Below are 24,556 nucleotides of genomic sequence, written 5' to 3'. Positions count from 1 at the left end.
CGGTCAAAATCGGAAACGGCTGGGCAGCCTTCATACACGTCATGTGACGGTAACGATTAACCAGAGCGGGTCGGCCCAGGCACCAGACACGGTGCCCCCGGCCGACCCGCCGGCCAAGGCCGTCTTTGCCGCAGTGCACGCAGCCGGCCTTCGGTACCGGATTCGCCAGGACGCGCCGGGCGCGCGTCACGTCGGGCAGAGACACCGTCGGGCTGGTGGCGGTAATCCACAGCAGCGGTCCCGGTGTCGGCTGATGGGCGAGCGTACCTGCGCGGCCCGGGTACTCGGCGAGGTTGTGCGACCGGACGGCGATGGGTGCCCGCGTTCAGTCCGGCAGTAGCGGGCGCATGAACGTCCTCTCGTAGCGCAGGACGCATCCTGACTCGTCGCGGATCCGGTCCGCGGCAACGAACTCCGGATCCTCACCGAACCGTGAGCGGTAGCGCTCGTAGGCGGCCAGGCCCTCGAAGCTGAACAACGCCTCCGCCCGGTCGCTGGCACCCTCGGCCGGCAGGAAGTAGCCATGGTGGACACCGCCGTGTCGTGCCACCAGTCGCATCCACGCGCGGGCGAAGCGCTCGAACGCCTCCAGCTTGGTCGGGTCAATGGTGTAGTGCACCACGCAGGTGATCATGAGGCCACCATAGACATTGCGGAAGTGTCAGGCAGATATCGGCCGGTGCTGCCCAAGCAAGGCCGACCAGGACGCCCACCGACGAGCCAAGGCCTGGTCGTCACGTGGACAGCTCGTGCATCGATCAGTTGCTGCACTTCGCTGCTGTACTGCTCAATCCAGCCGCCCGGCCCCAGACAGGGCCGTCGGGCCGACTCGGACCAGCAGGAAGTCTTGAACCCCTATGCCGCGGACGCGCCTCGCATCGGGCGGAATCGTCTTCGGGCGCGCTCACGATCGAGCTGCGGGGCTTGGTGGACCGCAAAATCCTCGACATCAACACCTTCTCCTGGGTGATGCTCGATCAGCCCCAGGGCATGATCCAGGACGTCCAGGGGCACAGCTCCCCGACGATCACCAAGCTGATCGACGTCGAGGTAACGCGACAGACCCAGCGGTCGACCACAGACGAGCTGGGTTATCTGTTCGACGCCTGATGGAGGGGTCACCAAAAGGGGCCAGGGCCGGTCTCAATGACCGGCCCTGAGGGTGTTACTGCTGGTGCGCCGCCAGGGACTCGAACCCCGAACCCGCGGATTAAGAGCCGGCGTTGATCTATGGTTCGCAGTCCCTGCGCGTCCCATGAATGATGCCGAATGGTCCACCCCAGTCGTACCTGCCGGTGGGCGACCGAGCACCCGCGGAGCACCCCTGACAAGGGATCGGGTATCCATAGTTTGCCGCTCACTGCTTCGGATTCGTCAACAGCAGCGGCAACAGCGAGTCGCGTAACTGCTCCGTGACCTCGACAATCTCCCGGTGTAGTGCAACCTTGTCGTCAAGAGCATTCATGGTGTCACCGATGGTTTCTTGCCTTAGGAAGCGTTCAGGACCAGGGACTTCTCCAAGATTTGCGCGAAACTGCGCGCGAAGGCAGGCATCAGATCGCTACGCCGCAGCTTTGCCGCACGGTGTGCAGTTCTCTACAACCAGTCCCACAGACTCCGCTCTGGCCCGGTTTACGCTGAGCCCAATCCCAGGTTTCGAGGCAACGCCTCGGCGTTGTCCTCGTCGCCGGTTCGGCGCTGGCGGAGGGCGGCCTGGACCCCGGCCTGGAAGCGGGTGTGCGCGCCAAGTTCGCTCATCAGGACGGCGATGCGGCGCTGGACGGTCCGGGCGCCCACGCCGATCTGCCGGGCAATGGCCTCGTCGGTGAGCCCGGAAAGCAACAGCATGATCAGGCGATCTTCGTCGAGGACGGTGGCGGTGCGCTGCCGTCCGTTGGGCAGGTGCAGCGGGACGGCCCTGTCCCAGAGGGTGTCGAACAGCTTGCGCAGCGCATCGAGCAGCGAGCACGGGTGCACGATGATGGCCCGCTCCCCGCCACCGCTTTCGCCACCGTCCGGCAGCGGCAGGACTGCCCGCTGGTCGGCAAGGTAGAGCCGCACGGGCAGTTCGGAGACCACCCGGACCTGCTCGCCGGCCCGGATCAGGTCCTCGATGGCGGCCAGGCCACCGGACTCCTCGACCGCCGCCCGGTCGTAGACACGGCGGCACGGCACCGCGGCGGAGACCGGATCGATCCCGTCGACACCGGCCCGATGGGAGAACGGCCCAGTTTCGAAGCAGCACAGCTCCTGGTGTGCTGACCGGTGGACGTGGGCAACGGCCTGCCGGACCGCCAGCCTGCCGGTGATCAGCTCCACGACGTGCGGTTTGCCACCAGCGCGGGCATTTCGGTAGGCGCCGGCGAGCTGGCCGATGTGCTCGTGGACCCGTTCCAGCGCGGCCTCGCGGTCGTCGAGCAGCTGCACGGCGGTGTCGGTGGCGTTGGCCGCATAGCGGGCCGGCGAACCGGGCAGGGCACTGGCCAGCCCGGCCGCTTCGAGCCGGGCCAGCGCCACCGCCAGCGGAGCCGGTCCTGGCCAGAGCGGGGCGAGCTCGGCCAGGGTCGCGCCCGGCCGTCCGACCAGGATCTCGTACGCCCGCTCCTCGGCCGGGCCGATCACGCCGCCCTCGGCAGGGCCGGCCCGTCCGCGGTCAGCCAGTCGCGCTGCACCGCCTGGTATCCGGCCTGGAAGCGGGTGGTGGCGCGGGCCACGAGACCGAGCTCTGCCAGGCGGCCGAAGTCGGCCCCGGCGATGAATTCCTCCGGGATATCGCCGGGACGCGCAACAAGAGATTCATAAAGAATTTCCTGGGCGCCGGAGGGGCCTAGCGTCGATAAATGAGCATTCACTCTCGTGTCTACCCTTCAGCAATGAGCCCGTAATCGCGATGATGCTAGGTATACAACTACCGGCCGCGTGGCGCCAGCCCTGGTCCACCAAGTGAGAGGGCAGGACTTCTGCAAGGTAGTCATATGACCGTCTTAGGTGATTCTGAAGAGTTGCAGGGATCGCTGGGGTTGGCGGTTGTTGCGGCGTAGGGCGTGGGCGATGGTGTGGGTGGTTGCCGGTCAGACGGAGCAGGCTGATCGCGGTGTTGGCGAGCCGAACATCATCGGCGGTAACGCGCTCGTGGAGTCGATTACGCCCACCGGCAAAAGTAGGACACCTTTATGGTCTTGAAGATCTCACAAGCCACGTATCGCTTCACGTAGCGCAGGATATCGCGTTTGGTTCGTCCCTCGGACGTTCGTTTCTCAACGTAGGCCCGGGTGCGCGGGTCGGCTCCTAGCCTGGTCAATGCGATGTGGAACAGAACGGCGTTGGCCTGTCTGTTGCCGCCACAGTCGCGGCGGCGGCGCTGGGTCCTGCGCCACAAGCGTTCGACCGGGCTGACGCCGCAGAGGGCGGCGAAGGAGACTTCTGCGGTCAGCCGCTCGGGGTTGTCGCCGGCGGCGATGAGCAGGACGGCCGCACGGTCGTGGCCGACACCGAAGAGGTCGAGCAGCCCGGGTGCTGTGTCGGTGACCGCGCAGGCAGGAGCCGCTCCAACTCTCGGATCTCAGCGGACAGGTGCCGAAGGTGGAGATCGGCGATCGCGTCGTGTGCTCGACGCCACGCTGCGGCGGTCGACCATGCCGGTGCTCGCCGTACTTGGCAGGCAGGACGTCATGCTCGACGCCGAAGGGTCGGCGGCTGCTGGGCGCCGTGCCGCACGCCGACGTCCGGCTACTCCCGGAAGCCGGGCACCCGCTACCCGACCAGACGGCTGCGGTGCTGGACTTCCTGCGGAAGTGAGGCGGTCCGGTCGTCGGCAGCGATCCAGCCGCGCTGAACTGCCTGGTAGCCGGCCTGGAAGCGGGTCGTCGCACCGAGGCGGGTGAGCAGCTGACGTATGTGGCGACGCGTGGTGCCGACGTGGTAGTCGAGGTGTTTGGCGATGGCCTGGTCGGTCAACCCGGACATCATCAGAGCCAACAGGTCGCGTTCGAGACCGGACGGCGCGTCGGCGTCGGGCAGTTCATCCAGTCTGACCCCCACGCTGAGTGGGACCGCCTGTTCCCAGAAGCTCTCGAACAGTGCCGTCAACGCCGCGAGCAGCACCGGGTCGTGTACCAGCAGGAATCTGTCCATCTCGAGGGGACGCAGTCGCAGCGGCACCATGGCGCGCCGTCCGTCGCAGATCATGAGTTTCATTGGTACGTCGGTGACCCGGACCTCCTCGCTGGCTTCGATCGAGGCGGCGATGTGGGCGAGCGAGCCGGGGAGGGCGAGGCTCTCCCGGTCGTAGAGGGTGCGGACACGTACGCCCCGTCGCGGGGACACGAAGTTGGCGGGTTGTTTGCGCTGAAGGCCGTTGAGATACGGCGGCGCGTCGCAGATCAGCACCTCCCGTTCGGTGTGTCGCACCAGGTCTTCGAACATGGCGCGGGAGGTTTCCAGGCTGTGGGTCACCTCGACCAAGGCGGTGCTGTCGCTGGCGGTGACCCGCTTCTGTTCGGTCATCCGGTCCAGCCGTTGCCGCAGTTCGTAAAGGCGCAGGCGGTGGCGGGCGATGTGGGGTCCGAACGCGGCGTCGGGCGGCGTCACCCACCAGCCCGATGGTTGCCCGGGCAGCCGGGTGACCAGGCCGAGCTCCAACAAACGCGCGAAGTCATCCGTCCCCGTGACCTCCGCCGGCACGCTGCCGGGGCCAGCCACGAGTGTCTCGTAGAGCGCCTGCTCGGTTTGCGACAGACCGAGTCCCGGTAACGGGTACGGCACCTCCTGCATGCCCTCATCATGCCGTTGACCAGCCGGTCCGCAAGGGCGAGGCGTTCGCGGTGGCCCGGTTCACATCCCGCCATGTCGACAAGTGCATTGGGCGAATTCCTTCCCCGAGACCAAGATCCTTTGCGAGACTGCCCGCGGACGTGCACCCCTCGTACGTCTTTGCCATCCTCATCCCCCTTCGGAGGAATTGGTATGCATAGCGCAATCCGCTGGCGAACATGGCGCGGCCCGGCCGTAAGCGGTCTGGTCGTCGTCGCTGTCGCCGCCACCACCGTCGGTGTGACGCCGCTGGCGAACGCCGCCCCGGCGGCGGCCACCACGACGACGCCCAGCGAGACCGCGACCCCGACACCGGGCGGACCCGGCGGGACCAGCGCCGTGATCACGTTGATCTCCGGTGACAAGGTGCGCTACACCGAGGGTCCGGACGGTCGTGGTACGGCCACCGTGGTCGGTGGGTCGACCGGTCCGAGCGCGTCCCGGTCGTTCCAGGCGTACTCGGACCCGACCGGCGTGTACGTGATCCCGCAGTCGGCTCAGGGCCTGGTGGCTTCCGGTGTGCTGGATCGGGAGTTGTTCGATGTGCAGTATCTGGCCCGTAACGGGTACGGCGACGACAAGGCGACCTCGACGCCGGTGATCGTGAGTTACACGGCGGGCGCGTCGGCTCGGGCGGCGAGCGCGTCGCCTGCGGCGTTGCCGGGTGCGGTCAAGCGTCGTGACCTGCCCAGCGTTTCGGGTGCGGGGATGGCGGTGGACAAGGCCAAGGCCGCCGACTTCTGGTCGACGCTGACCGCCACCGCCACCGCGAAGACCAGCGCGCCCAGTGCCACGGCCGCGGGGCCGAAAACGTTGGGTGCCGGGGTCAGCAAGGTGTGGCTGGACCAGCGGGTGCAGGCTGACCTGTCCGAGAGTGTGCCGCTGATCGGCGCTCCAGAGGCCTGGGCCGCCGGGTTCGACGGCACCGGGGTGAAGGTCGCGGTGCTGGACACCGGGTTCGACGCCACCCACCCGGACCTGCGGGGCAAGGTGGTGGGGTCGAAGAGCTTCGTGCCGGGCGCGTCAACGGCGACCGATGGGCACGGGCATGGCACGCATGTGGCGGCCACCGTCGCCGGCACCGGTGCGGGTTCCGGCGGTACGCGTAAGGGTGTCGCTCCGGGTGCGGACCTGATGATCGGCAAGGTGCTCGCCGACGACGGGTTCGGCGACATGTCCTGGATCATCGACGGAATGGAGTGGGCCGCGACCAGCGGCGCCAAGATCGTCAGCCTGAGCCTGGGCGGCGGGCGCAGCGACGGTACGGACCCGGGCAGCCAGGCGGTCAACCGGCTCACCGCTGAGACCGGGGCGCTGTTCGTCATCGCCGCCGGTAACGACGGTAGGTCGTCCAGCATCGGCTCGCCGGGCGCGGCGGATGCCGCGCTGACCGTGGCCGCGACCGACAAGAACGACCGGCTGGCCTCCTTCTCCAGCCGTGGCCCGCGGAGCGGGGACCGGGCGCTCAAGCCGGACATCGCCGCCCCGGGTGTCGCCATCGTCGCCGCCCGGGCGGCGGGTACCACGATGGGCACCCCGGTGGACGACCTGTACACCTCGGCGAACGGCACGTCGATGGCGACCCCGCACGTGGCGGGCGCCGCCGCCGTCCTGGCGCAGCGGCATCCGGACTGGACCGCCAGCCAGCTCAAGCCGACGCTGATGAGCACCAGCAAGGACGCCGGGTACACCGCCTACGAGCAGGGTGCCGGCCGGGTCGACCTGGCCCGCGCCGTCCGCCAGCAGATCACCACCAGCACGGTGAACCTCGACTACGGCCTGGTCACCCCCGACGCCCAGCCGCGGGTGGACAAGCAGCTCACCTTCAGCAATCCCACCACGGCGCCGGTGACCCTGACCCTGACCATCAAGCTGCGCCGGGCCAACGGCGACGACGCGAGCAGCGGGCTCACCGCGCCGGCCACGGTCAGCGTCCCGGCGGGCGGCAGCGCCCAGGCGACCGTCACGCTGGACACCACCGTGGTCGACGACGGCAGCTACACCGGATCGGTCGTGGCGGTCGAGGAGAGCACCGGCACCAGGCTGACCCTGCCGGTCAGCGCGACGCGCCGGGGGCCCTCGCACCAGATCACCGTGACCATCACCGAAGGTCCGCAGCTGCGCCTCGGCGGGCAGGTCGTCTGCAGTTTCGGCAAGCTGAACGACGAGGGCGGCGGCGGCCGGGAAAGCTACACGCAGGTTCTGTTCTCGAGCAACGGCGTGGCCACGGGCACCGTAGACGTCCCCGAGGGCGACTACCACTTCTACTGCAACGCGCCGGGGGCGTTCGCCACGGGCTCGTTGGAGGCCGCGGTCTGGATCGAGGAGCCGCAGTACACCGTCGCCGGGGACGCCACCATCGAGTACAACCTCGACACCGACGTGGTGCCGATCAAAAAGATCAACACGCCGCGACCCAGCGAGGTCGTACACAACCTCATAGCCAGCAGCTACACCACCGCCGCCGGCATTACCTACGCCAACTACTTCCTCACCATGACCGGCTTCGGCTACGGCCTCCGCCTCTTCGCGACACCCACCAAGACCACGTCGACCATCGGTAGGTACCGGTTCTGGTACGAACAGGTGCTCGCCGCACCCGAGGCGGCCATGACCGTGAACGGCAACGGGAAGGCCCAGGTCAACCCGCTGTACAACAACGACAGCGAGCTGGTCGAACCGTGGAATCTGACCTCGCCGAGGCTGCTGAAGTTCGAAACCGACCAACGACTCAAACTGGCCAGCTACGACGACGTGCGCGGCGGTAAGGACGTGCGCGGCAAGCTGATCCTGCTCGAAACCGCCAACGCCACCACCGCAGACGAGTACTGCGCGGCGCAGGAGCGCATCGCCGACGCCGGTGCGGCTGGAATCCTCAACCACAACAAGGATCCGCTCTATAGCCGAATGATCGGGAGCTGGTTCGCCCAGTACTGCGGACAGCGCCTGCCGTTCCTCTGGCTCGACGGGCAGCAGTGGAAGCAGGTCGCCGCCGTCCTCGCCGGTGCGAGAGCGCCCTACGTGGACATCAAGGCGCAGATCGCCAGCCCGTACGAGTACAAGTTGCGCCCGTTCTACTCCGACAAGATCCCCAGCACGTTTGTCACCGAGGTGCGGCACAAGGACCTGGTCCGGGTGAACACCGAGCAGCACGTGCAGTTCCCGGTGGAGAAGAACCTGCCGGTCATGTCCGAGGTCAACCACACCTTCGGCCCAGACGACACCTTCAGCTTCAACGCGGGCCACGTCTACCAGGCACCCATCAACCGGGTTGACTACTACAACGTAGTCGGGCCCGACATTCTCTGGAAGCGCAACTTCGTCCTCACCAATCCGGCCACCGGCATCACGCGGACCATCAACGCACGCAACAACGGGTTCCTCAAGCCCGAGACGCGGGTGGAGAAGATCAACCAGGCACCGTACGTGTTCGGGCAGCCCGACTTCGGCTACCGTCCGTTCGAACAACAGTGGGCTGGGTTCTGTACGGTGTGCCGCCAGACCGACACGCTCGGCATCTACCAGTGGGCGGTGTCCGCAGCCGATCCGGGGCTGGCCACCGGTGACGTGCCGCTGCGCCGGATGGAGGTCTCACTCACCCGCGACGCGGTCCCGATCACACCGATGCCGTCCTCGTTCCCGGCATACACGCAGTACGCCCTGCCCGCCGAAGCCGGCACTTACCAACTGAAGACCGTCTCCTACGACGACTTCTCCGGACAGCACCTGGCCGAGCGGGTGACCACGGACTGGACGTTCCGCTCGCAACGTGCCGCGGTCCAGACCGTCAAGAAGCCGGTCTACTGCTCGTCGGCCGAGCTCGGTCAGGCCACCGGCCCGTGTGAGTGGCAACCGCTGATCCAGCTCAGCCACGACTTCGACCTGGCCCTCAACGACACCACGAAGGCCAACCGGCTCTACCGGTTCGACGTCACCGCACGGCACGTCGTGCCGAACGCACCCGGGATCACCGGACTGCGCAGCTGGGTCTCCTACGACGACGGCAAGACCTGGGTCGCGGCGCAGGTGAAGAAGAACCGCGACGGCGGCTGGCAGGTGCAGGTCAAGCACCCGAAGCTGAAGAAGACCACCGGCGCGGTCTCGGTACGCACCGAGGCGTGGGACAGCGCGGGCAACCGCGTGGTCCAGACCATCGACCGGGCGTACGGCCTCACCGCCTGACACTCGCGCAACTGGTCCAACCCTTCCCGAACCCTGCACACGAGGCCGCCCTCCACGCCACCGGCGTGGAGGGCGGCCTCCGGCCTGCCCACGGTGCACGTCCGGTGGGCCGATCCGTACCCACCGGACAACCCACCGAGCGCCCGAGGCCGATACCACCGCCCCGGCATGGGGCGATGGCCTTCATGACGCGCTGCTGGCCCTGGTCCGAGCGGGTGTGCTTGACCGGCGCGAGGAACCTGACGAGCAGTTCCGCTGGAACAGCGTCTCGTAGCGGGATGGCAACGCCGGCACCGTCGTGCGGACCCGGCTCGACGGGAGCCTTGCCGCCACGAGTACGTAAAGCGCCGGCTCAAGCTGGAGAGCGCCCGCGCCGTGACAGTCCGGGGAGCGGTCGATGCTGCTCGCCCCCGACGCCGCCGTCACTGCCGCACGGGACCGAGCAGAACGACCGGCGCACGGCGCCCGGCGGGAAGCGGCGGAATCGTGGCGGGATTCGGCGCGACAGGCGGCTGTCCACCGCGGTACGTACCTGGCCTGCGAGGGCAACCGCCGTCAGCCAGCCGCGTCGTCGAGACGAAAGGGCCCGGCCCTCAGCAGCGTTGGTAGAGGCCGGTGTCGGCTTACCGGGGCGCCGGGACCGCTCGCGGGCCAGGATGACCGCCCCGAGCAGGGCGGCGTCGTCGGCGAACCGGGAGAGCACCGTCTCCGGCGGATACGGCAGAACGGCGCGGAGCCGCTCGTCCAGCAGTCCGCGGATCAGCTCATTGCCCGCGACCCCACCCACCAGCACCATCCGCTGCGGGTCGAGCAGCAGGCAGCAGGTCGCCAGATGCCGGGCCAGTTCGTCAACCCGGGCGGCCAGCGCGTCCCGGACAGGACCAGGCCGTTCGGCGGCGGCGGTGAGTCCGGCCGCCACCGGGCACCCCGGACTCGTCCGCGAGCCGGTCCAGGGCGCGGCCGGAGAAGTCTCGTCATGGTGCCGCCAGGCACGCGTTGGAAACGGGTGTCGACATCAAGGTGGTGCAGGAGGAACTGGGGCACTCCACCAGCGTGCTGACCCGCGACACCTACAAGAGCGCGTCTCCCCGGCTGGCGCGTGCGGAGGCCGAGCGGACCGCCCAGGCCATCCCCCGCGCCGTCTAGTGCGCTGTCCATGAACGTTCACCGGGTTGGTGACACGCCGAGTGTCGTCCGTTTGGACGAGGCGGTAGGGGCTCACTCTCGACGGCGGTGATGGTGCTGCCGAGAGCGGGGTGGGCGGGTTGGCCGAGCCGGTACGGGCACGGCGGTTGACGCGCCGCAAGCCGGCCCGCAGGGAGCGACCTGCGGCGCGAGGTGCCGGCCCGCGCTCCCCCCGATGCCGACACGGCCGGGGACATCGACTGGCCGGCTCTCGGTCTCCAGAATGGAGTGATGACAGCCGAGGCGCCCCCGCGACGACATCCGCTCCTGCCCGTCCTCGCCGGTTCCCGGGCCGTCCTCGTCGGCCGGGACACCCCCGACCCCGACGCCGACTACGGCTTCGGCCACGGCTACGAGTCGGCGGTGGAGGCGACCAGGGCGTTGGCCCGTACCCTCGTCTCCCCGAACATCGGTACGCCCTTCCTCGAAACGCACACCGAACAGCTCGTGCGCGCGGAGTCCCCCGAGGCGGTGATCGACGCCGTGCGCCGGGCCGCCGCAGCGGCGTCCGACACGTTGCTGTTCTCCTACGCCGCGACCGGCCCGGAACACTGGGAGACCCCCGAGGGCGCCGAGCAGTGGACCGAGGATCCGGACAGCCGGCGGTCCGTGCTCGGGAGGGTCGCCGACCTGATGCGGGACAGCGCGGTCACCCGACTCGTCGTCCTGCTGGACTGCGGTTCCGCGCAGATCGCCGCGCGGCACTTCACCCGACCGGTGGGTCCGGCCGGCGCACAGTTGTCGCTGCTGGGCGCTGGCCGGGTGATGCTGTTCGGGAGCGAGATCGACCCGTTCACGAGCACCCTCACCAGAGCGCTTCAGGCAGGGGTCGACGGCGGTCCCGAGGCCCTGAATCTGGTGGCGCTCGGCGACGCGGTACGGGCCAAGTTCACCGAGCTGCGATACCAGGTCGAGAACGAGTACATTCCGGGAGCGAAAGAGCTACTTGTCCACGGCGGCCACGAGGTGGCACTCGGCATCAATCGGGCCTTTCCGCCCGATGACCGCGACGTCGCCCTGCGGTACCCGCCGCGCTATCCCGGCGCCTTCTTCGCCCACCCCGACGCCGTGAGCGAATCCGAAGGCTACTGACCCGACGACTCCGGGCCCGGGCGCTCCACCACGTCGGATCGGCGCGGGGCGCAGTGGCCCGCCGAGGCCCCATGGGCCGGCTAGCGCGCTGTCCATGAACGTTCAGCGGGTCTGATCGGTCAGGCGGCTTTGGTGCGGGGGGCGGCCCCAGCGGTGTTGGCGTTCGCTGCGGACCCGGGCGCGTTCGCGGCGAGGACGTCGGGGTGGCGGGCGTTGGCGTTGCGCCAGCGCAGGTATTTCTGCAGCTCGCTGGCCAGCGCGGTGTGGTTCGGGTGGTTCGAGCCGGCCATCGTGAAGGTGCGCAGTGGCCCGAACTGGGCCTCGATCGGGGTTGGCCCACGATGCGCTGGTCGGGGTGAAACACAACTCGACCTTGTTCCGGGCCGCCCAGGCTCGGATGGCTGAGGTCTTGTTCGCCGACAGGTTGTCCAGGATGACGTAGATCGGTGCGCCGTCCGGACGAGCGGCGCGGATCGACTGGAGCGCGGACAGGGTGTGATCGCCGCCCTTGCGACGGCGCATCACACCCCACAGTTGGTCGTCGGCGAAGCTGTAGCAACGCAGCGGGAACCGTTCGGTCACCTCCTCGATGCGGTCCAGCTTGGCGTCGAAATCCGGATCGGTCGACTCCTTCCAGGTCCGGGTCCGCTGCCAGCTGACCTCGTGGGCGCGCAGCAGTTGCCGCAGCCGTTCCCGGCCCATTACCACCCGCCGGTCAGTGTTGGTGGCGAGGTAGTCGGCGAGTTTGCGCAGGCTCCAGCGGGTGAACGGGCGGCCGAGCCTGCTCGGACGCGTAGTGGCCGTCGCGACGATGAACGCCTCATCGTCGTCACTGATCCGGCGGGGACGGCCTCCCGCCCACTGAGGGTCCAGGGCACGAAGACCAACGAGTGGATCACATCACGCACCGTGTCCTCATGCGTGGCGACCAGCCTGGCGATCGCCGGCACCGGCGTGCCCGACGCCGAAGCCATGATGATCAACGCCCGGCGGGCCCGGACCGAGTCGTGCTTGCCCCGCCGCACCAACTGCTGCAGCCTACGGCCCTCGTCCTGCGTCAACCGCCGTGCCCGTACCGGCTCGGCCAACCCGCCCACCCCGCTCTCGGCAGCACCATCACCGCCGTCGAGAGTGAGCCCCTACCGCCTCGTCCAAACGGACGACACTCGGCGTGTCACCAACCCGGTGAACGTTCATGGACAGCGCACTAGGTGGTGCCGGAGGCGGCGACCGGGACGCTCGGTCCCCCTTCGGTTCCCCTTGGGCCGAAAGGAAGCTGCGCGCCCTCTCCGTTGGAGAGAACGCGCAGGTCATTGCTGGTGCGCCGCCAGGGACTCGAACCCCGAACCCGCGGATTAAGAGTCCGCTGCTCTGCCAGTTGAGCCAGCCGCGCTCGGTGAGAACGGGCCGAGACGTCAGCGCGCTCGCATACCGTCCCGGAAAGGCAGGGGCGGCCTGGCCGCAGCGCCGGCGTGGCCTGCCCCGGTCGCGGCTCCGGACGGGTCCACCACCAGGGTGTACGCCCCGGGACGCCGGCAGCACGGCCGGCGACTCCCGGTGCGGTGGCATCGACGAAGACGGCGGTGGCGAGAATCCGGCGGACCGTGGCATTTTCGCCTCTCGTTCCCGATGGCAGACCCTCCTAGGCTCCTTCCCGACACGCGTCAACTGGAACGCAAAGGGGCTTGATCGTGCTTCGCTATGTCATGCCGGTGGTGATCGGGCTGGTCTACGTCGGGCTCAACTCCCTCGTGCCGGAGCCGCACCGGCGGCGCCTGAACGCGCTCGTCGTCACCGGTGCCGGGGCCGCCTACATCAGCGGTGGTGGGTTCGGGCTGTGGGAGCTGGCCTTCTGCGCGCTGCTGCTGGTGGTGGGCTACGCCGGGCTCACCTCGTACACCTTCATCGGGGTCGGATGGCTCCTGCACACGGTGTGGGACGTCGTGCACCACCGGCGCGGCACCCCGATCATCCCGTCGCTGCACGACTCGTCCTTCGGGTGCGCGCTTTGCGATCCGGTCATCGCGCTCTGGTGCTTCACCGGCGGCCTGTCGGTGACAGACCTGTTCGACCGGGTCGCGCGCCGGGCGGCCGACGCGCGCCCGGCGACCACCGCACGGCCCTGACTGGTTGAATTTCCGCCATGCACACCGTGGCCGTGCTCGCCCTCGACAGCGTCGTCCCGTTCGACCTGGCCACCCCGATGGAGGTCTTCCACCGTACCCGCCTGCCCGACGGCCGCGCCGGCTACCGCGTCCTCGTCTGCGCCGCCACGCCGACGGTCACCACGGGGGCGTTCAGCATCGCGGTGCCGTGGGGCCTGGACGTCCTCGCCGACGCCGACACCGTCGTCGTGCCGGGTGTCTCCGACCCCGCCGCCGCGACGCCCACCGCGGTCCTCGACGCGCTGCGTGCCGCCGCCGCGAACGGCGCCCGGATCGCCTCGATCTGCGGCGGCGCGTTCACGCTCGCCGCCACCGGCCTGCTCGACGGACGCCGCGCCACCACGCACTGGCTCGCCACCGACCAGCTCGCCGCCCAGCATCCGCGGATCCAGGTCGACCCCAACGTGCTCTACGTGGACAACGGCCAGTTCCTCACGTCCGCCGGCGCCGCCGCCGGGCTCGACCTGTGCCTGCACCTGATCCGCCGCGATCACGGTGCCGCCGTCGCCGCCGACGCGGCGAGGTTGTCCGTCATGCCGCTGGAACGCGCGGGCGGACAGTCGCAGTTCATCACGCACGAACCACCGGCCCCCGAGGGGGCGACCCTGGAGCCGCTGCTGGCCTGGCTGCGCGACAACGCCCGGTGTGAGCTGACCCTCGTCGACATTGCCCGCCACGCCGGCATGAGTACCCGGACGCTGAACCGGCGCTTCCGCGACCAGACCGGCACCACCCCGCTGCGGTGGCTGCACCGGGTCCGCGTCCACCAGGCGCAGCACCTCCTGGAGACCACGGCCCATCCCGTCGACCGGGTGGCGACGCAGGTCGGTTTCGGCTCCACCGCTGCCTTCCGAGACCGCTTCAAGCGGATCACCGGCACCAGCCCGCAGGCGTATCGGCGTAGCTTCCGCGGCGGGTGACCACGAACGCGGTGCCGTCTCCGCGAGCGGGCGGTCGGTCCACAAGAACCAAGAAGACCCCGGCCCGGCAGTAACCTGCCGGGCCGGGGTCTTGATCGTTGGTGCGCCGCCAGGGACTCGAACCCCGAACCCGCGGATTAAGAGTCCGCTGCTCTGCCAGTTGAGCTAGCGGCGCTCGTTGGCAACGGGGAGAAGATTAGCATGCCCTCTGGAACGCGCTCCAATCCGATACCCGGCTCCCCTCTTCGGGCAGGCTTACCGGACATACACGCTCAAATCATCGGCTCAGGTGCAGGCAGGCGATACTTCCTGGCCCCTCATGCGGCACGATGTCCGCCAGGACGCGAGAACAGGGGTGGAAATGGGCAGGTTCGCGCGGGTCGGGGCCAGGGTGGGGGCCCTGAGCCTGATGGCGTCGCTGGCACTGAGCGGGTGCGGAGACGACCAGAAGAAGGCGGAGTTCGTCGACGCTGCCCCCTCCGTCGGCAGCAGCGTCGCCGCGGAATCAGGGACGGCCCCGGCCGAGCCGGCCACCAGTGCCGGCCCGCCGCTCACGGTCAGCCCGGCGGACGGCGCCAAGAACAGGCCGGTCAGCGCCGAGATCTCCGCGAAGATCCCCGAGGGCGGCAAGGTGACCGATGTCGCCCTCACCGCCGCCAACGGCGACAAGGTCGAGGGCCGCTGGCGCGCCGACGGCTCATCGTGGGTTCCGAACAGCGCCTTGAAGTACGGCACCCGCTACACGGCCGTCGTCACGGCCGCCGGCGAGGGTGGCGAGACCCGGCAGGGCACCAGCACCTTCACCACGATGGCCAAGCCGAAGTCGACGATCGCCTCCGGGCTCTACCTGTTCAGCGACAAGACGTACGGCGTCGGGATGCCGGTGGTCGCCGAGTTCCACCCGGGCATCCCCGCCAAGGACCGGAAGGCGGTGCAGAAGCGGATGTTCGTCCGCACCGACCCGCCGCAGCCGGGTGCCTGGCACTGGGTCTCCAACGGTACGCAGGCGTACTACCGGGCACCCGAGTACTGGAAAGCCGGCACCACGATCACCGTACGGATCGCGCTGGCCGGCATCCCGTTGAGCAACGGCAAGTACGGCAACGTCGACCGGAGCGCCACCGCCAAGATCGGCCGGTCGTTCGTCATGAAGGTCGACAACGCCACCAAGAAGATGACCGTCTACGAGGACGGCCAGGTCGTTCGCACGATCCCGGTCAGCCTGGGCAAGAAGAGCACCCCGTCCTCCAGCGGCACCATGGTCGTCATGGAGAAGAAGGAGTCGACGACCTTCGACACCCGGGACGATCCGAACCCCGCCAACCGCTACGTCACCGAGATCGACTTCGCCCAGCGGCTCACCTGGGGCGGCGAGTACATCCACGCCGCGCCGTGGTCCGAGCACGTGCAGGGGCGGCAGAACGTGTCGCACGGTTGCGTAAACGTCTCCACGGCGCATGCGAAGTGGCTCTTCTCGCAGACCAAGGTCGGCGACCCGATCACCATCAAGGGCACCGAGCGCAAGCTCGCCGCCGGCAACGGCTGGACGGCCTGGAGCCTGAGCTGGGCCGAGTTCGTCAAGGGCAGCGCGCTGCCGGTGCCGGAGGGCGGCTCCGGCCCGGATCTGGCCTGACGCGACGACCGCCACGGGAGGGCGGGGCACCCGACAAGTCGGGTGCCCCGCCCTCCCGTGGTTTAGGAGCAGCGCTCGCAAAGATCGATATTTTATCAGCATTCGGACATGATGGTCCGCGTGTTTCTCTTCACCCCCCGCAACGGGTACGTGTTCCCGTGCGTCAGTGAGAGACGATGGCAACCGGGGCACCACGACAGTGAGGGAATCATGCGCGCGACGCAGGACCAGCTGAGCCGGCGGGACGGCCGCCGCCGGATGTTCGCGGCGGGGCTGCTCGCCGCCGTACTGGCGGTCACCTCCGCCTGCACGAACGAGGGCGGCGGGGACAAGTCGCCGGCCTGGCAGGGCGGCGGCGAGAGCGCACCGAAGGCCACCGCCACCATCACCGGGCCCACGGCCGACGCCAAGGACGTGCCGGCGTCCACCGGCGTCGCCTTCACCACCAAGGACGCGAAGGACACCACCGTCGAGCTGAAGGACTCCGCCGGCGGGGCCGTCGAGGGCACCGTGGTCGCCGACGGCGGAAGCTGGCTGCCGAAGGGCGCCCTGAAGTACGGCGAGACCTACACCGCCACCGTCACCGCCACCGGCGACGACGGCAAGCCGGCGCAGGCGACCAGCACCTTCACCACGATGGCGAAGCCGAGCAAGCAGGTCCGGATCAGCAGCTTCCTCGGGGACGGCCAGGTCGTCGGCGTCGGCATGCCGCTCATCGTGAAGTTCAGCCGGGCCGTCCCGGAGGACTACCGCGACGACGTCCAGCGCCGGATGACAGTGACCTCAACGCCCGCCCAGGAGGGGATCTGGCACTGGGTCAGCCCCACCGAGATCCGGTTCCGGCCGAAGGAGTTCTGGAAGGCCGGCACTGCCGTCTCGTACCGGATCCAGGCCGGCGGCCTGCCCCTCGGTGACGGCTGGTACGGCCGGGCCGACCTGTCGGTCGACGTCAAGACCGGCCCGGCGGTGATCATGACGGTCGACAACAAGACCAAGCGAATGACCGTCACCAAGGACGGCAAGGTGATCAAGACCATTCCCGTCAGTCTTGGCAAGAAGAGCACCCCGTCCTCCAGCGGCACCATGGTCGTCATCGAGAAGCTGCGCAAGACGGTCTTCGACACCATGGAGGAGCTGGGCCCCGAGGAGGGTTACCGCACGAAGATCGACTACGCCCAGCGGCTCACCTGGGGTGGCGAGTTCATCCACGCCGCCCCCTGGTCGGAGGGGCAGCAGGGCAGCGTCAACGTCTCGCACGGCTGTGTGAACGTCTCGATGAAGAACGGCGCCTGGTTGTTCGCCAACACCCGGATCGGCGACCCGATCACCGTCAAGGGCACCGAGCGTAAGCTCGCCAACGGCAACGGCTGGACCGACTGGAACATGAGCTGGGACGAGTACGTCAAGGGCAGTGCCCTTCCGTACGACCCAGACGCCGCCGCCTCCCCGAGCGCCGAGGCAACCCCCGGCGACACCGCCGAGACCCCCAGCGCCGAGCCGACCACCTGACCAGCAGCCCCGGATACGACGAAGGCCCCCTCCGTGCGGAGGGGGCCTTCGTGCAACGGGTGACTGATGGGAATTGAACCCACGACAACCGGGACCACAACCCGGTGCTCTGCCAACTGAGCTACAGCCACCATGCTCCCCGCGCCGGCTGGGCCGGGCGGCGTGCGGACTAATAATAGCCACACCCCCGCCATCCACGTCCACCGGGTTCCGCACCTCTCGCGCCGGCACCACCTCAGGCGCGCGACGGGGCAGGATGGCGGGAGCGAGCTCCGCTAGAGGGCAGCGACGGTCGGGTCCGCACCGAGGCCGCCCTCGCGCTGCAACTGCTCCTCGAACATGACGAAGGTCTTGCGCCTGATCCCGTGGATGAGGACCCGCTCCTCCGTCGTCAGGCGTCGCCGCTCGGCGACTGCGGCATCCTCGATCGCCCGCACGGTCCCATAAAGGGCGAAGATCGGACCCTCACCTCGGAGGTAGCGGCCACGGTCATGTTCCGTCCACTGAACGAATTCGTCAGGGGCCAGCGGAGTGATTTCGCCGCCGACGGCGAACAAGATATCCTCCACAAGGTCGTCAGCCGGGTCCCAGCCCCCGGATTCCACGGACAGGCGCCACGCCTTGACACCGCCCTCCGCAGAGGCGTTCATCTTGACCGGGGACTTGTAATAACTGAAGTAGGCAGGCAAGACAAGGCCCGGCATCTGCGCCACGTAGATCATCCATCCAAGGTCGACTCCCTCGCCTCCGCGGCTCCCCGGAACCAACCCACCACCTCGGCCTCCCCAGGCAACGCGGCTCCGGTGAGCCTTTCCGCGATTGGCTGAACCTCTGCGGCCCCCAATTCCTCGTACCGACCGAAATTTCGGTAATCGTCGAGAAATCTGACGGCCAGGCCGGGATTGTACGTCCACTCATGGAGGCGGTTGCTCCAGACCAGCGCGTCTCCCGAGTCGACATCCATGATGAAGAGACCAGCCGCCTCACCCTTCTCCTCGGTTCGATAAATTGTGTAGTATGTCAACATTTTCTTTCCCCAAAATTCTCTCTATCCGTGCCGAGATCGGGAAATCCTGTCTCGAAAGACCGAACTGCACAACGACATCGGAAAACGACTCACCTCGGGACTCGAGGTAGCTCAGGTACGTACGCCACGCCACCGGGTTGTCAGAAATCCATTTTGCGAAGCTCGCATCTTTAGGGGAAAAACGTCGCGACAGACCCGGCGGCACAGCATCAGGCATTCCATGCCGCCGATTCACGCTGAGCATCTCCAGAAAGGCGTTGACACGACGGTGTGCGGGCTCCGCCAGTAGGCGGAGTTTCTCGTATGCCTCGTGGGTCCGCTGCCATGCCTCCCGGGACGCATCACTGTGCAGTTGCACTTCAAATAGCTGACCGGAGGGGGCACGCACGGTGCAGTTCAGGCCGTAGAACCTGTTGCCCGCTCTCCAAAAGTTCTTACACTCGCCGTCCTCGACTTGAAACCCGAGGCTCACCAGCGCGGCCAGGGTCTCTTCGACGGCCAGTCGGTATGAGTCAGGCCCCGGCATGGCGAGGGAGAACCGAAGTACGTCGTTCACGTTGTTCGCGAACTCTTCAACCGACACACCGGCGGCGTCGGCCTCGTCCAGGTACTTCCGACCCAACGATCCCAGATCCTTGACCCGGAACTCCAGATCACGCAGCTCGATGGTTTCCCCTAGGCCGAGCGAGGCCGTCACCTGCCGCCCCACTAACCGCAGGGCAGACTCGACCATATCCGCCTCGGTGGCCGCTCTGCCGTGAAGGGTCTCCAGGGCGTTCCTTTCATACGGCGACAACTGACGCCAAGGGTCCGAAGAGAAATCCGCTGACGATGATCCGTCTGGACTGCCTTCGGGCGGGGTCGAGGCGGGAAGGGTCGCCTCCGGGCCTTCGAGCAGGTGGACGCGGTTGACGTACAGCTCCTCGTCCGACGGGTCGTCCGGCCCGGGCCGCCACTGTCGCGACCGGTCGTCCGGCTGCGGCGGTTCGTCCGCCACCCCACCTCGCTGGCTGAACGTCCCCGGCCCTGCGCCGGCCAGCGGCATGGGATGGCCGTCCGGGCCGAGAATCAGGGCGTCGATTCCTGTCACGTTGTGCGGGGCCAGCCTGCTGCTGTGCGTGTAGAGCGGCATGTCCGAGACGGCGCCGCTCTGCGGGTCCAGGTAGAGCACGCTCCCGTTCTGGTTGAGCGCCACCCAGGCGTGCGATCCACCACCCTCGTACGTGGTGATGAGGAACGCGTAGCTGCCGTGACCGCCGGCCCGCAACCGGCCCTCGAGGCTGCCGAACCCCCGGCTCACCGCGCTCCACGTATCGCCCGGGGAGACTTCCTCATCGGGGCCCACAACCTTCTGGAAGCGCCCGCCGGTGGCATCCTCCACCCGCCCCGGGCCGTCGATCTCACCGCCGAGGGGCCGGGTGATGTCCCCGGCGGCGTACCCGTCGAAGGTGCGGGGTGCGGAGACCCGAGGACGCCCGTGCATCCACGTCTCGTAGAGGGAGAGGGTGCAGTCCAGGCAGTTGATGCCCCGGGTGGGGTCGGCGGCCGGGCCACCGTCGTTGGCCAGCCGGAACCAGCCACCCCGCCGGGGGTCGGCGGTCCGCAGGACCCGCCCACCGGCGTCCCGGGGAACAGCCTGTTCGAGGTCCGACTGATGCAGCGCCAGCGGCGGGCGCAGCCCGCCCCACTGCCCGTAGCGGCGGGACCGGTCGATCGGCGGCGGATCGTCGTCACCGGTCAGCGCCGAGGGGCCGTCGCCCTCCACGACGCCGACGATGAGGGAGGGGTCGTCGCTGTTGATGCGCTCGAAGTCCTCCCGGTTGTCCACCTCGACGACCTTGGGGGCGGCCCTTCCGGCAAGCACCTCCTCTGCGAGACCCATCTGCCGGTGGTACCGGCGCTCCGCCTGTCGGCCGTCCCGGATGAACTGGTCGGCGAGCTCACTGCGGCCTTCGCGGTGCAGGCTGTACGCCTCGCGAATCAGCCAGCGCGCCTGCTCGTACCGGTACTCAGCCCTGCCACGAAGCTCGGCCACGCGATGGCGTCGCCGTTTGTCCTCGTACCAGGCACGCTGCCGCTGGAAGTAGTCCCGGTACCGACGCCGGTCGAACGCCTCGCGCTCAGCAGCCCACTGCGCCGCATACCACTCGGGTGACCTCGGCCGGGGAACGGTGGGATCCGTGGGACCGGGGTACTCCGGCGCGGGCTGCGGGATCGATTGCGGAGCCGGACGCGGGTGCGGGTGCCCGGTCTCCAACGGGAGAAACCGTGGCGGCGGAGCCGGATCGTGTCCCGTGACCGGGCTGTTCTGCCCGGTCGCTCCGAGTGGGCCGGGGGTGCCGTACGGGGACGCCGACACCACCGGTGGGAGGGTGGTCGGGTTCGCTCCGGACGCCGCCGCCGAGATCGGCGATGAGTAGGGAGTCGACGTCGCGTTCGCCAGCGGAACGGGGTTCGATCCGCCGGCGGTCGATGAGGTGCCACCGAGGGCTGCCGGCGGCCCTGTCTCCACGCCCCGGCTCCCGGGTTGGGCGGCGTCGGCCGGGATCGACGACAGCATCGGGTGGGCGGGCCCTGTTGCTTGCACCGAACCGGGGCCGGACTGCGGTGCGGAGGGCAGGCCGACTACGGGATCTACCGTGATGGCGGACATGACCGGCGTCGCCGGGAGCCCGGGGGTGTCAACCGGGGGAACGAAGGGCGCCTGCGCATGTGCGGGCGCCGCGGCGATGGCCGGTGACTGAGCGGCAGCGACCACGAGCTCGGGCGGAACGCCACCGTCCACAGGTTGAGGCTGGTCACCCTCCCTGCCCGTCATTCCGGCGGTCATCCCGGCGGCGGGGAGCTGTGCACCGTCCGGCGTCGTCGGCACCGTCACGGCTCCGAGGTCCGTCGGGGCGAAGGACGCCCCGGCGAGGGCCGCCATCCGGCCGTCCAGCCGGTGGTGCAGCGCCGCGTCGGTCTGGCCGGTGGCCGATCCGGTGGCGCCCGACGCCGCCGCCCGCGCCGCGTCCTCCAGGGACATCGGGCCCTGGCCGGTGGCCAGGCGGGCCGCCTGTTCGGCGAACATCTCACCGGTCATCTCGCGGCCGAGGTGCTCGCCGACGCGCGCCGCCCGCCCGGTCGCGTGTCGGCCGAGACCGGCCAGCGGCGCCACCGCCCCGCCCGCCAGGCCGCCGAGCGCGGACATTCCCGCGTCCGCCAGGTCCAGGCCGTGCCGGCGGCCGGTCGTGTTCTGGTACGCCTGCGTGGCGAGCGTGACCCCGGCCTCCTCGGCCGCCTCCGCCAGCCCGCCGAGCGCCGCCTTGCGGGCCAGCCCTCGCACGCCGCCCTCGGCCACCCGCTTGGCGGCGCGTTCCCCGGCCTCCTTCAGGCCCTGCTTGAGGGTCTTGCGGGCCAGTTGGGCCATCAGCCGCTTGAAGATCTGCTGCACGACGAACCGGCTCGCGGTGATCGCGGCGCCGGCGGCGGGCGAGGCGGTGCCCGCAGTGAGCACCGCCGCCACGGCCAACGAGAGCAGCTCGACGACGAGGATGCCCAGCTCGATCCAGACCTCGAGCTTCGCCCCCTCGATGTCGCAGCCGCACTCCTCGACCAGCCGGCCGAGGTCGCCGCTGACGGCCAGCAGGACCGGCAGCGGGGCCTCGTCGCCGTCGGCCACCCGCCGCCAGGCGGCGTCGAACGCCTCCGCAACCGCCCCGATGCCGCCGTACCCGCTGCGCACCTCACCACCCGCGGCGACCGCGTCGTCGCGCGGCCCCGCCAGGGCCTCGGCCACGCCGTACCACTGGTCGGCGAGGTCCCAGACCGCCCGCTCGTCACCCTCCGGCCACTCCACGCCGATCACCCAGTCGAGGGCCTCGTAGACCCAGCCGGGCAGCTCCCACAGCGAGTAGTCGAGGGGGTGCGGAATCGGGCTCGGCAGCAGGCTCACGGCGGTCCTCGGGGTCGTCAGCGCCCGGCGGGCCGCTGGTCGGAGATCCGGTCGAGCCGTCCGGCGCTCCGGGCGTCCGTCGTCACCTCGTTGTCCACGGACCGCACAACGTCCCCGCCCAGGTTCTCCAGGGCACGCCCGACGCCCGTCCAGGCCCGCAGCAGGGTTTCCTCGAATCCGCGGTACTGCTTCTCGAAGGCCGCACCGATGTCGTCGCGGCCCCAGGGACGGGCCGCGCTGGCCGCCGCGATCCGGCCGCCCACCTGCGCGCGCCGGGCGGTCACCGCCTCGCCGGCCGAGGTCAGGTCGGCGCCGCCGCGCCGTGCGCGGCCCGGGTCCAGCCAGAGCTGCCCATCGGCCATGCCGCTCACTCCCCACGCCGCATGACGGCGTCGACCCGGCCCAGCAGGGCCCCGAAGTCGCCGGTACGGAGGAAGTCCACCGAGCCCGATCCGGCCGGTAGGTAGCCGGCGACCAGCTCCTGTGTGGCGGCGACCGCGGCGGCGGTGGCCCGGTGCACCGTCATGGTGATCTTCCGGCTCAGCGCCTTGGCGTCCCGGTCCTGGAACACGGCGGGGTGGACGTCCACCGAGACGAGTTCGCCCCGGGCCCCGGCGACGACGGTCACCTGCCCGTCGTCGGAGCGTTCGGTGACCCGGAGGTGCACGAGTCGGCTCTGGAGTTCGTCCAGTCCCGAGCGGAGCTGTCGGTACTGGCCGTGCACCTCGTCGAACCGGGCCCGCAGCGCCCGGTTGGCGTCCCGGTCCACGCTCTCGGCCACCGCCACCCTCCTCGTCACCGTCACCGTAGGTAGGCCAGAACATACCGGGTGCCACGGAATCCGTGGGGTCCGGTAACTTCAATCGGGTGATCGACCATCAGCAGGCCGAACAACTCGCCGCCGTCTGGGCCCACCGGGACTCCCAGCGCCTCGGCCACGAGTGCGCCCCGCTGGTCGAGGAGTTCGACCTCGGCTTCCTGATCACGTCCACTGTGGCCCAGACCGCCGCCGTGCCTCCCGGCGACCTGCCGACCATGGTGGTGGACAAGGAGACCGGCGAGGTCTCGACCTGGCCCCGCCTGCCCTTCCCCGCCGTGCGGGAGATGTATCGGCGCAGCCGGCCGGAGCGGCCCGCGCCGCGCACCGTGGACCCGGCGAGCCAACTCCTCCGCGAGGTACGCCGCCTGCCGACGCCCGGTGCCGTCGCGCACCTGACCGTCGAGGGGCGTCTCCACCGGGCGCAGGGCGCCAAGGGCGACATCGCCCTACGGCACCACCCACTGGTCCGGGCCTACCTCGACGAGCTGCCTCCGGGCCATCTGGCGCGGGGCGGAGACCGACACGCGGAAGTGATCGTCGTGTCCGACCTGCTGTACGCGTACGACCACCGCCGCGCCGCCGAGGGCGGGGGGCCGATGACCCTGAACGACGCCCACTCCCTTCTCGAGACCTCCCGGCTCGAGGTCCACCGGGTGCGCGAGCCCGGGGACCCGGCGGGGGGCGTGGCCGAGCGGCCCTGCGACTCGTGCGTGAACTTCCTGGTGCACTTCCACGCGCTCGACTGGTCCGATCTCGCCTACACCCGGGAGTGGCGGCCGGAGTCGCAGGTGCCGATCCACCCTGGCCGTTTCCCTGCCGAGGTCAGCGACTCGCTGATGGACGGCGGGTGGGAGGACACGATGTTCAACCCGGCCCTCGCGGCCGGGGCCATCGAGGACACGTGCGAGGTGGCCGGTCAGCTGCACCGGCACGAACCCTTCCCGGCGGCGAGGGCCGCCCTTACCGCGTTCCCGGCCGTCCCATCCTTCCGCCTTGGCCCCGGGCAGGAGGTGTGGATCAGCCGGTTCAACACCAATCCGACGCGAGCGGCGCACTCGGCGGACACCCTCGCCGACTTCGGCGCGGTCCTCGGCAGGCGGCTGTTTCCCCTCGGCGCGGAGGGCCAGGACAGCATCATCGCCATCGACGAGGGGGGCCGGGTGTTCGTGCTGGACCAGGCCGGCGAGTGGTTCCTCGGCGACAACATCGACGCCGCCCTCACCACCCTGCTGCTCGGTCGCGCCCCCGCCCGGGTACGCGACGACGGCACCTGGTAG

20 protein-coding genes, 3 tRNA genes and 1 pseudogene are annotated in these 24,556 nt (G+C 69.5%); 9 read left to right on the top strand and 15 right to left on the bottom strand.

The genetic code is table 11. The features are described from left to right. Nucleotides 1-325: 325 nt before the first annotated feature. Nucleotides 326-634, bottom strand: a complete 309-nt coding sequence (locus tag ACH4T9_RS03010) for an NIPSNAP family protein (protein WP_396669512.1) — start codon at nt 632-634, stop codon at nt 326-328. Nucleotides 635-924: 290 nt separating this feature from the next. Here ACH4T9_RS03010 and ACH4T9_RS03005 point away from each other — a divergent pair, with 290 nt between their 5' ends. Next, nucleotides 925-1,110 (top strand): hypothetical protein, encoded by a 186-nt coding sequence (locus ACH4T9_RS03005; RefSeq protein ID WP_396669511.1) that lies wholly within the window; start codon nt 925-927, stop codon nt 1,108-1,110. A gap of 522 nt (nt 1,111-1,632) precedes the next feature. On the opposite strand, the gene ACH4T9_RS03000 is transcribed toward ACH4T9_RS03005, so the two are convergent. The 4 genes from ACH4T9_RS03000 to ACH4T9_RS02985 form a co-directional block, all read right to left on the bottom strand. Continuing rightward, on the bottom strand, nt 1,633-2,517 hold the full coding sequence (locus tag ACH4T9_RS03000) for a hypothetical protein (RefSeq protein WP_396669510.1): 885 nt from the start codon (nt 2,515-2,517) through the stop codon (nt 1,633-1,635). A gap of 101 nt (nt 2,518-2,618) precedes the next feature. Next, nucleotides 2,619-2,852, bottom strand: coding sequence for a hypothetical protein (locus ACH4T9_RS02995; RefSeq protein ID WP_396669509.1), 234 nt, complete (start codon nt 2,850-2,852; stop codon nt 2,619-2,621). A gap of 290 nt (nt 2,853-3,142) precedes the next feature. Next, on the bottom strand, nt 3,143-3,460 hold the full coding sequence (locus ACH4T9_RS02990) for a transposase (RefSeq protein WP_396669888.1): 318 nt from the start codon (nt 3,458-3,460) through the stop codon (nt 3,143-3,145). Nucleotides 3,461-3,753: 293 nt separating this feature from the next. Then, nucleotides 3,754-4,773: a hypothetical protein gene (locus ACH4T9_RS02985; protein ID WP_396669508.1), complete on the bottom strand. Its 1,020-nt coding sequence runs from the start codon at nt 4,771-4,773 to the stop codon at nt 3,754-3,756. Nucleotides 4,774-4,965: 192 nt separating this feature from the next. On the opposite strand from ACH4T9_RS02985, the gene ACH4T9_RS02980 reads away from it, so the two are divergent. Continuing rightward, nucleotides 4,966-8,994, top strand: coding sequence for a S8 family peptidase (locus tag ACH4T9_RS02980; RefSeq protein ID WP_396669507.1), 4,029 nt, complete (start codon nt 4,966-4,968; stop codon nt 8,992-8,994). A 352-nt stretch (nt 8,995-9,346) separates the two neighbouring features. On the opposite strand, the gene ACH4T9_RS02975 is transcribed toward ACH4T9_RS02980, so the two are convergent. After that, nucleotides 9,347-9,913 carry an ROK family protein gene (locus ACH4T9_RS02975; protein WP_396669506.1) on the bottom strand — a complete coding sequence of 189 codons (567 nt, stop codon included), beginning with the start codon at nt 9,911-9,913 and terminating at the stop codon, nt 9,347-9,349. A 77-nt stretch (nt 9,914-9,990) separates the two neighbouring features. On the opposite strand from ACH4T9_RS02975, the gene ACH4T9_RS02970 reads away from it, so the two are divergent. Both ACH4T9_RS02970 and ACH4T9_RS02965 read left to right on the top strand, forming a co-directional pair. Beyond that, nucleotides 9,991-10,140: a hypothetical protein gene (locus ACH4T9_RS02970; RefSeq protein ID WP_396669505.1), complete on the top strand. Its 150-nt coding sequence runs from the start codon at nt 9,991-9,993 to the stop codon at nt 10,138-10,140. 270 nt (nt 10,141-10,410) lie between these two features. Beyond that, on the top strand, nt 10,411-11,271 hold the full coding sequence (locus ACH4T9_RS02965) for a hypothetical protein (RefSeq protein ID WP_396669504.1): 861 nt from the start codon (nt 10,411-10,413) through the stop codon (nt 11,269-11,271). Nucleotides 11,272-11,373: 102 nt separating this feature from the next. Here ACH4T9_RS02965 and ACH4T9_RS02960 read toward each other — a convergent pair. Both ACH4T9_RS02960 and ACH4T9_RS02955 read right to left on the bottom strand, forming a co-directional pair. Further along, nucleotides 11,374-12,359, bottom strand: a pseudogene (locus ACH4T9_RS02960) (helix-turn-helix domain-containing protein). A gap of 229 nt (nt 12,360-12,588) precedes the next feature. Beyond that, nucleotides 12,589-12,664: transfer RNA gene (locus tag ACH4T9_RS02955), tRNA-Lys, on the bottom strand. Nucleotides 12,665-12,962: 298 nt separating this feature from the next. Between ACH4T9_RS02955 and ACH4T9_RS02950 the strand changes: the two genes are divergently transcribed. Further along, nucleotides 12,963-13,397: a DUF6010 family protein gene (locus tag ACH4T9_RS02950; protein ID WP_396669503.1), complete on the top strand. Its 435-nt coding sequence runs from the start codon at nt 12,963-12,965 to the stop codon at nt 13,395-13,397. 17 nt (nt 13,398-13,414) lie between these two features. Continuing rightward, nucleotides 13,415-14,356: a GlxA family transcriptional regulator gene (locus ACH4T9_RS02945; RefSeq protein ID WP_396669502.1), complete on the top strand. Its 942-nt coding sequence runs from the start codon at nt 13,415-13,417 to the stop codon at nt 14,354-14,356. Between the two features lie 99 nt (nt 14,357-14,455). On the opposite strand, the gene ACH4T9_RS02940 is transcribed toward ACH4T9_RS02945, so the two are convergent. Then, nucleotides 14,456-14,531: transfer RNA gene (locus tag ACH4T9_RS02940), tRNA-Lys, on the bottom strand. 186 nt (nt 14,532-14,717) lie between these two features. Here ACH4T9_RS02940 and ACH4T9_RS02935 point away from each other — a divergent pair. Further along, entirely contained in the window at nt 14,718-15,989 is a 1,272-nt protein-coding gene (locus ACH4T9_RS02935) for an Ig-like domain-containing protein (RefSeq protein ID WP_396669501.1), read from the top strand. 210 nt (nt 15,990-16,199) lie between these two features. Beyond that, on the top strand, nt 16,200-17,498 hold the full coding sequence (locus ACH4T9_RS02930; RefSeq protein ID WP_396669500.1) for an Ig-like domain-containing protein: 1,299 nt from the start codon (nt 16,200-16,202) through the stop codon (nt 17,496-17,498). A gap of 58 nt (nt 17,499-17,556) precedes the next feature. Here ACH4T9_RS02930 and ACH4T9_RS02925 read toward each other — a convergent pair. From ACH4T9_RS02925 to ACH4T9_RS02900, 6 genes are all read right to left on the bottom strand, one after another. Then, nucleotides 17,557-17,629, bottom strand: a tRNA-His gene (locus ACH4T9_RS02925). A gap of 144 nt (nt 17,630-17,773) precedes the next feature. Then, nucleotides 17,774-18,220 (bottom strand): hypothetical protein, encoded by a 447-nt coding sequence (locus tag ACH4T9_RS02920; RefSeq protein WP_396669499.1) that lies wholly within the window; start codon nt 18,218-18,220, stop codon nt 17,774-17,776. Continuing rightward, a complete protein-coding gene (locus tag ACH4T9_RS02915; RefSeq protein ID WP_396669498.1) occupies nt 18,217-18,525 on the bottom strand; it encodes a hypothetical protein in 309 nt (102 codons plus the stop codon). Before ACH4T9_RS02915 ends, ACH4T9_RS02920 begins: the two co-directional genes overlap by 4 nt. Beyond that, nucleotides 18,482-22,459 (bottom strand): toxin glutamine deamidase domain-containing protein, encoded by a 3,978-nt coding sequence (locus tag ACH4T9_RS02910; RefSeq protein WP_396669497.1) that lies wholly within the window; start codon nt 22,457-22,459, stop codon nt 18,482-18,484. The genes ACH4T9_RS02915 and ACH4T9_RS02910 overlap by 44 nt, the downstream gene beginning before the upstream one ends. 17 nt (nt 22,460-22,476) lie before the next feature. Continuing rightward, nucleotides 22,477-22,821, bottom strand: a complete 345-nt coding sequence (locus ACH4T9_RS02905; protein ID WP_396669496.1) for a hypothetical protein — start codon at nt 22,819-22,821, stop codon at nt 22,477-22,479. A gap of 5 nt (nt 22,822-22,826) precedes the next feature. Next, complete coding sequence (locus ACH4T9_RS02900) at nt 22,827-23,240, bottom strand: YbaB/EbfC family nucleoid-associated protein (protein ID WP_396669495.1); 414 nt, start codon at nt 23,238-23,240, stop codon at nt 22,827-22,829. Between the two features lie 86 nt (nt 23,241-23,326). Here ACH4T9_RS02900 and ACH4T9_RS02895 point away from each other — a divergent pair, with 86 nt between their 5' ends. Continuing rightward, entirely contained in the window at nt 23,327-24,556 is a 1,230-nt protein-coding gene (locus ACH4T9_RS02895; RefSeq protein ID WP_396669494.1) for an SUKH-3 domain-containing protein, read from the top strand.

Origin of the sequence: Micromonospora sp. NPDC020750, assembly GCF_044334565.1 — a bacterium.
Taxonomy (GTDB): domain Bacteria; phylum Actinomycetota; class Actinomycetes; order Mycobacteriales; family Micromonosporaceae; genus Micromonospora.
Note: the sequence above shows the minus strand (reverse complement) of the source record. Positions and strands in the feature narration are given on the sequence as shown.

Bases quoted from the DNA above. Each gene is read 5' to 3' on its own strand.
- ACH4T9_RS03010 (WP_396669512.1), bottom strand. From the start codon at position 634: ATGATCACCTGCGTGGTGCACTACACCATTGACCCGACCAAGCTGGAG.
- ACH4T9_RS02985 (WP_396669508.1), bottom strand. From the start codon at position 4,773: ATGCAGGAGGTGCCGTACCCGTTACCGGGACTCGGTCTGTCGCAAACC.
- ACH4T9_RS02980 (WP_396669507.1), top strand. From the start codon at position 4,966: ATGCATAGCGCAATCCGCTGGCGAACATGGCGCGGCCCGGCCGTAAGC.
- ACH4T9_RS02965 (WP_396669504.1), top strand. From the start codon at position 10,411: ATGACAGCCGAGGCGCCCCCGCGACGACATCCGCTCCTGCCCGTCCTC.
- ACH4T9_RS02945 (WP_396669502.1), top strand. From the start codon at position 13,415: ATGCACACCGTGGCCGTGCTCGCCCTCGACAGCGTCGTCCCGTTCGAC.
- ACH4T9_RS02935 (WP_396669501.1), top strand. From the start codon at position 14,718: ATGGGCAGGTTCGCGCGGGTCGGGGCCAGGGTGGGGGCCCTGAGCCTG.
- ACH4T9_RS02930 (WP_396669500.1), top strand. From the start codon at position 16,200: ATGCGCGCGACGCAGGACCAGCTGAGCCGGCGGGACGGCCGCCGCCGG.
- ACH4T9_RS02920 (WP_396669499.1), bottom strand. From the start codon at position 18,220: ATGATCTACGTGGCGCAGATGCCGGGCCTTGTCTTGCCTGCCTACTTC.
- ACH4T9_RS02915 (WP_396669498.1), bottom strand. From the start codon at position 18,525: ATGTTGACATACTACACAATTTATCGAACCGAGGAGAAGGGTGAGGCG.
- ACH4T9_RS02905 (WP_396669496.1), bottom strand. From the start codon at position 22,821: ATGGCCGATGGGCAGCTCTGGCTGGACCCGGGCCGCGCACGGCGCGGC.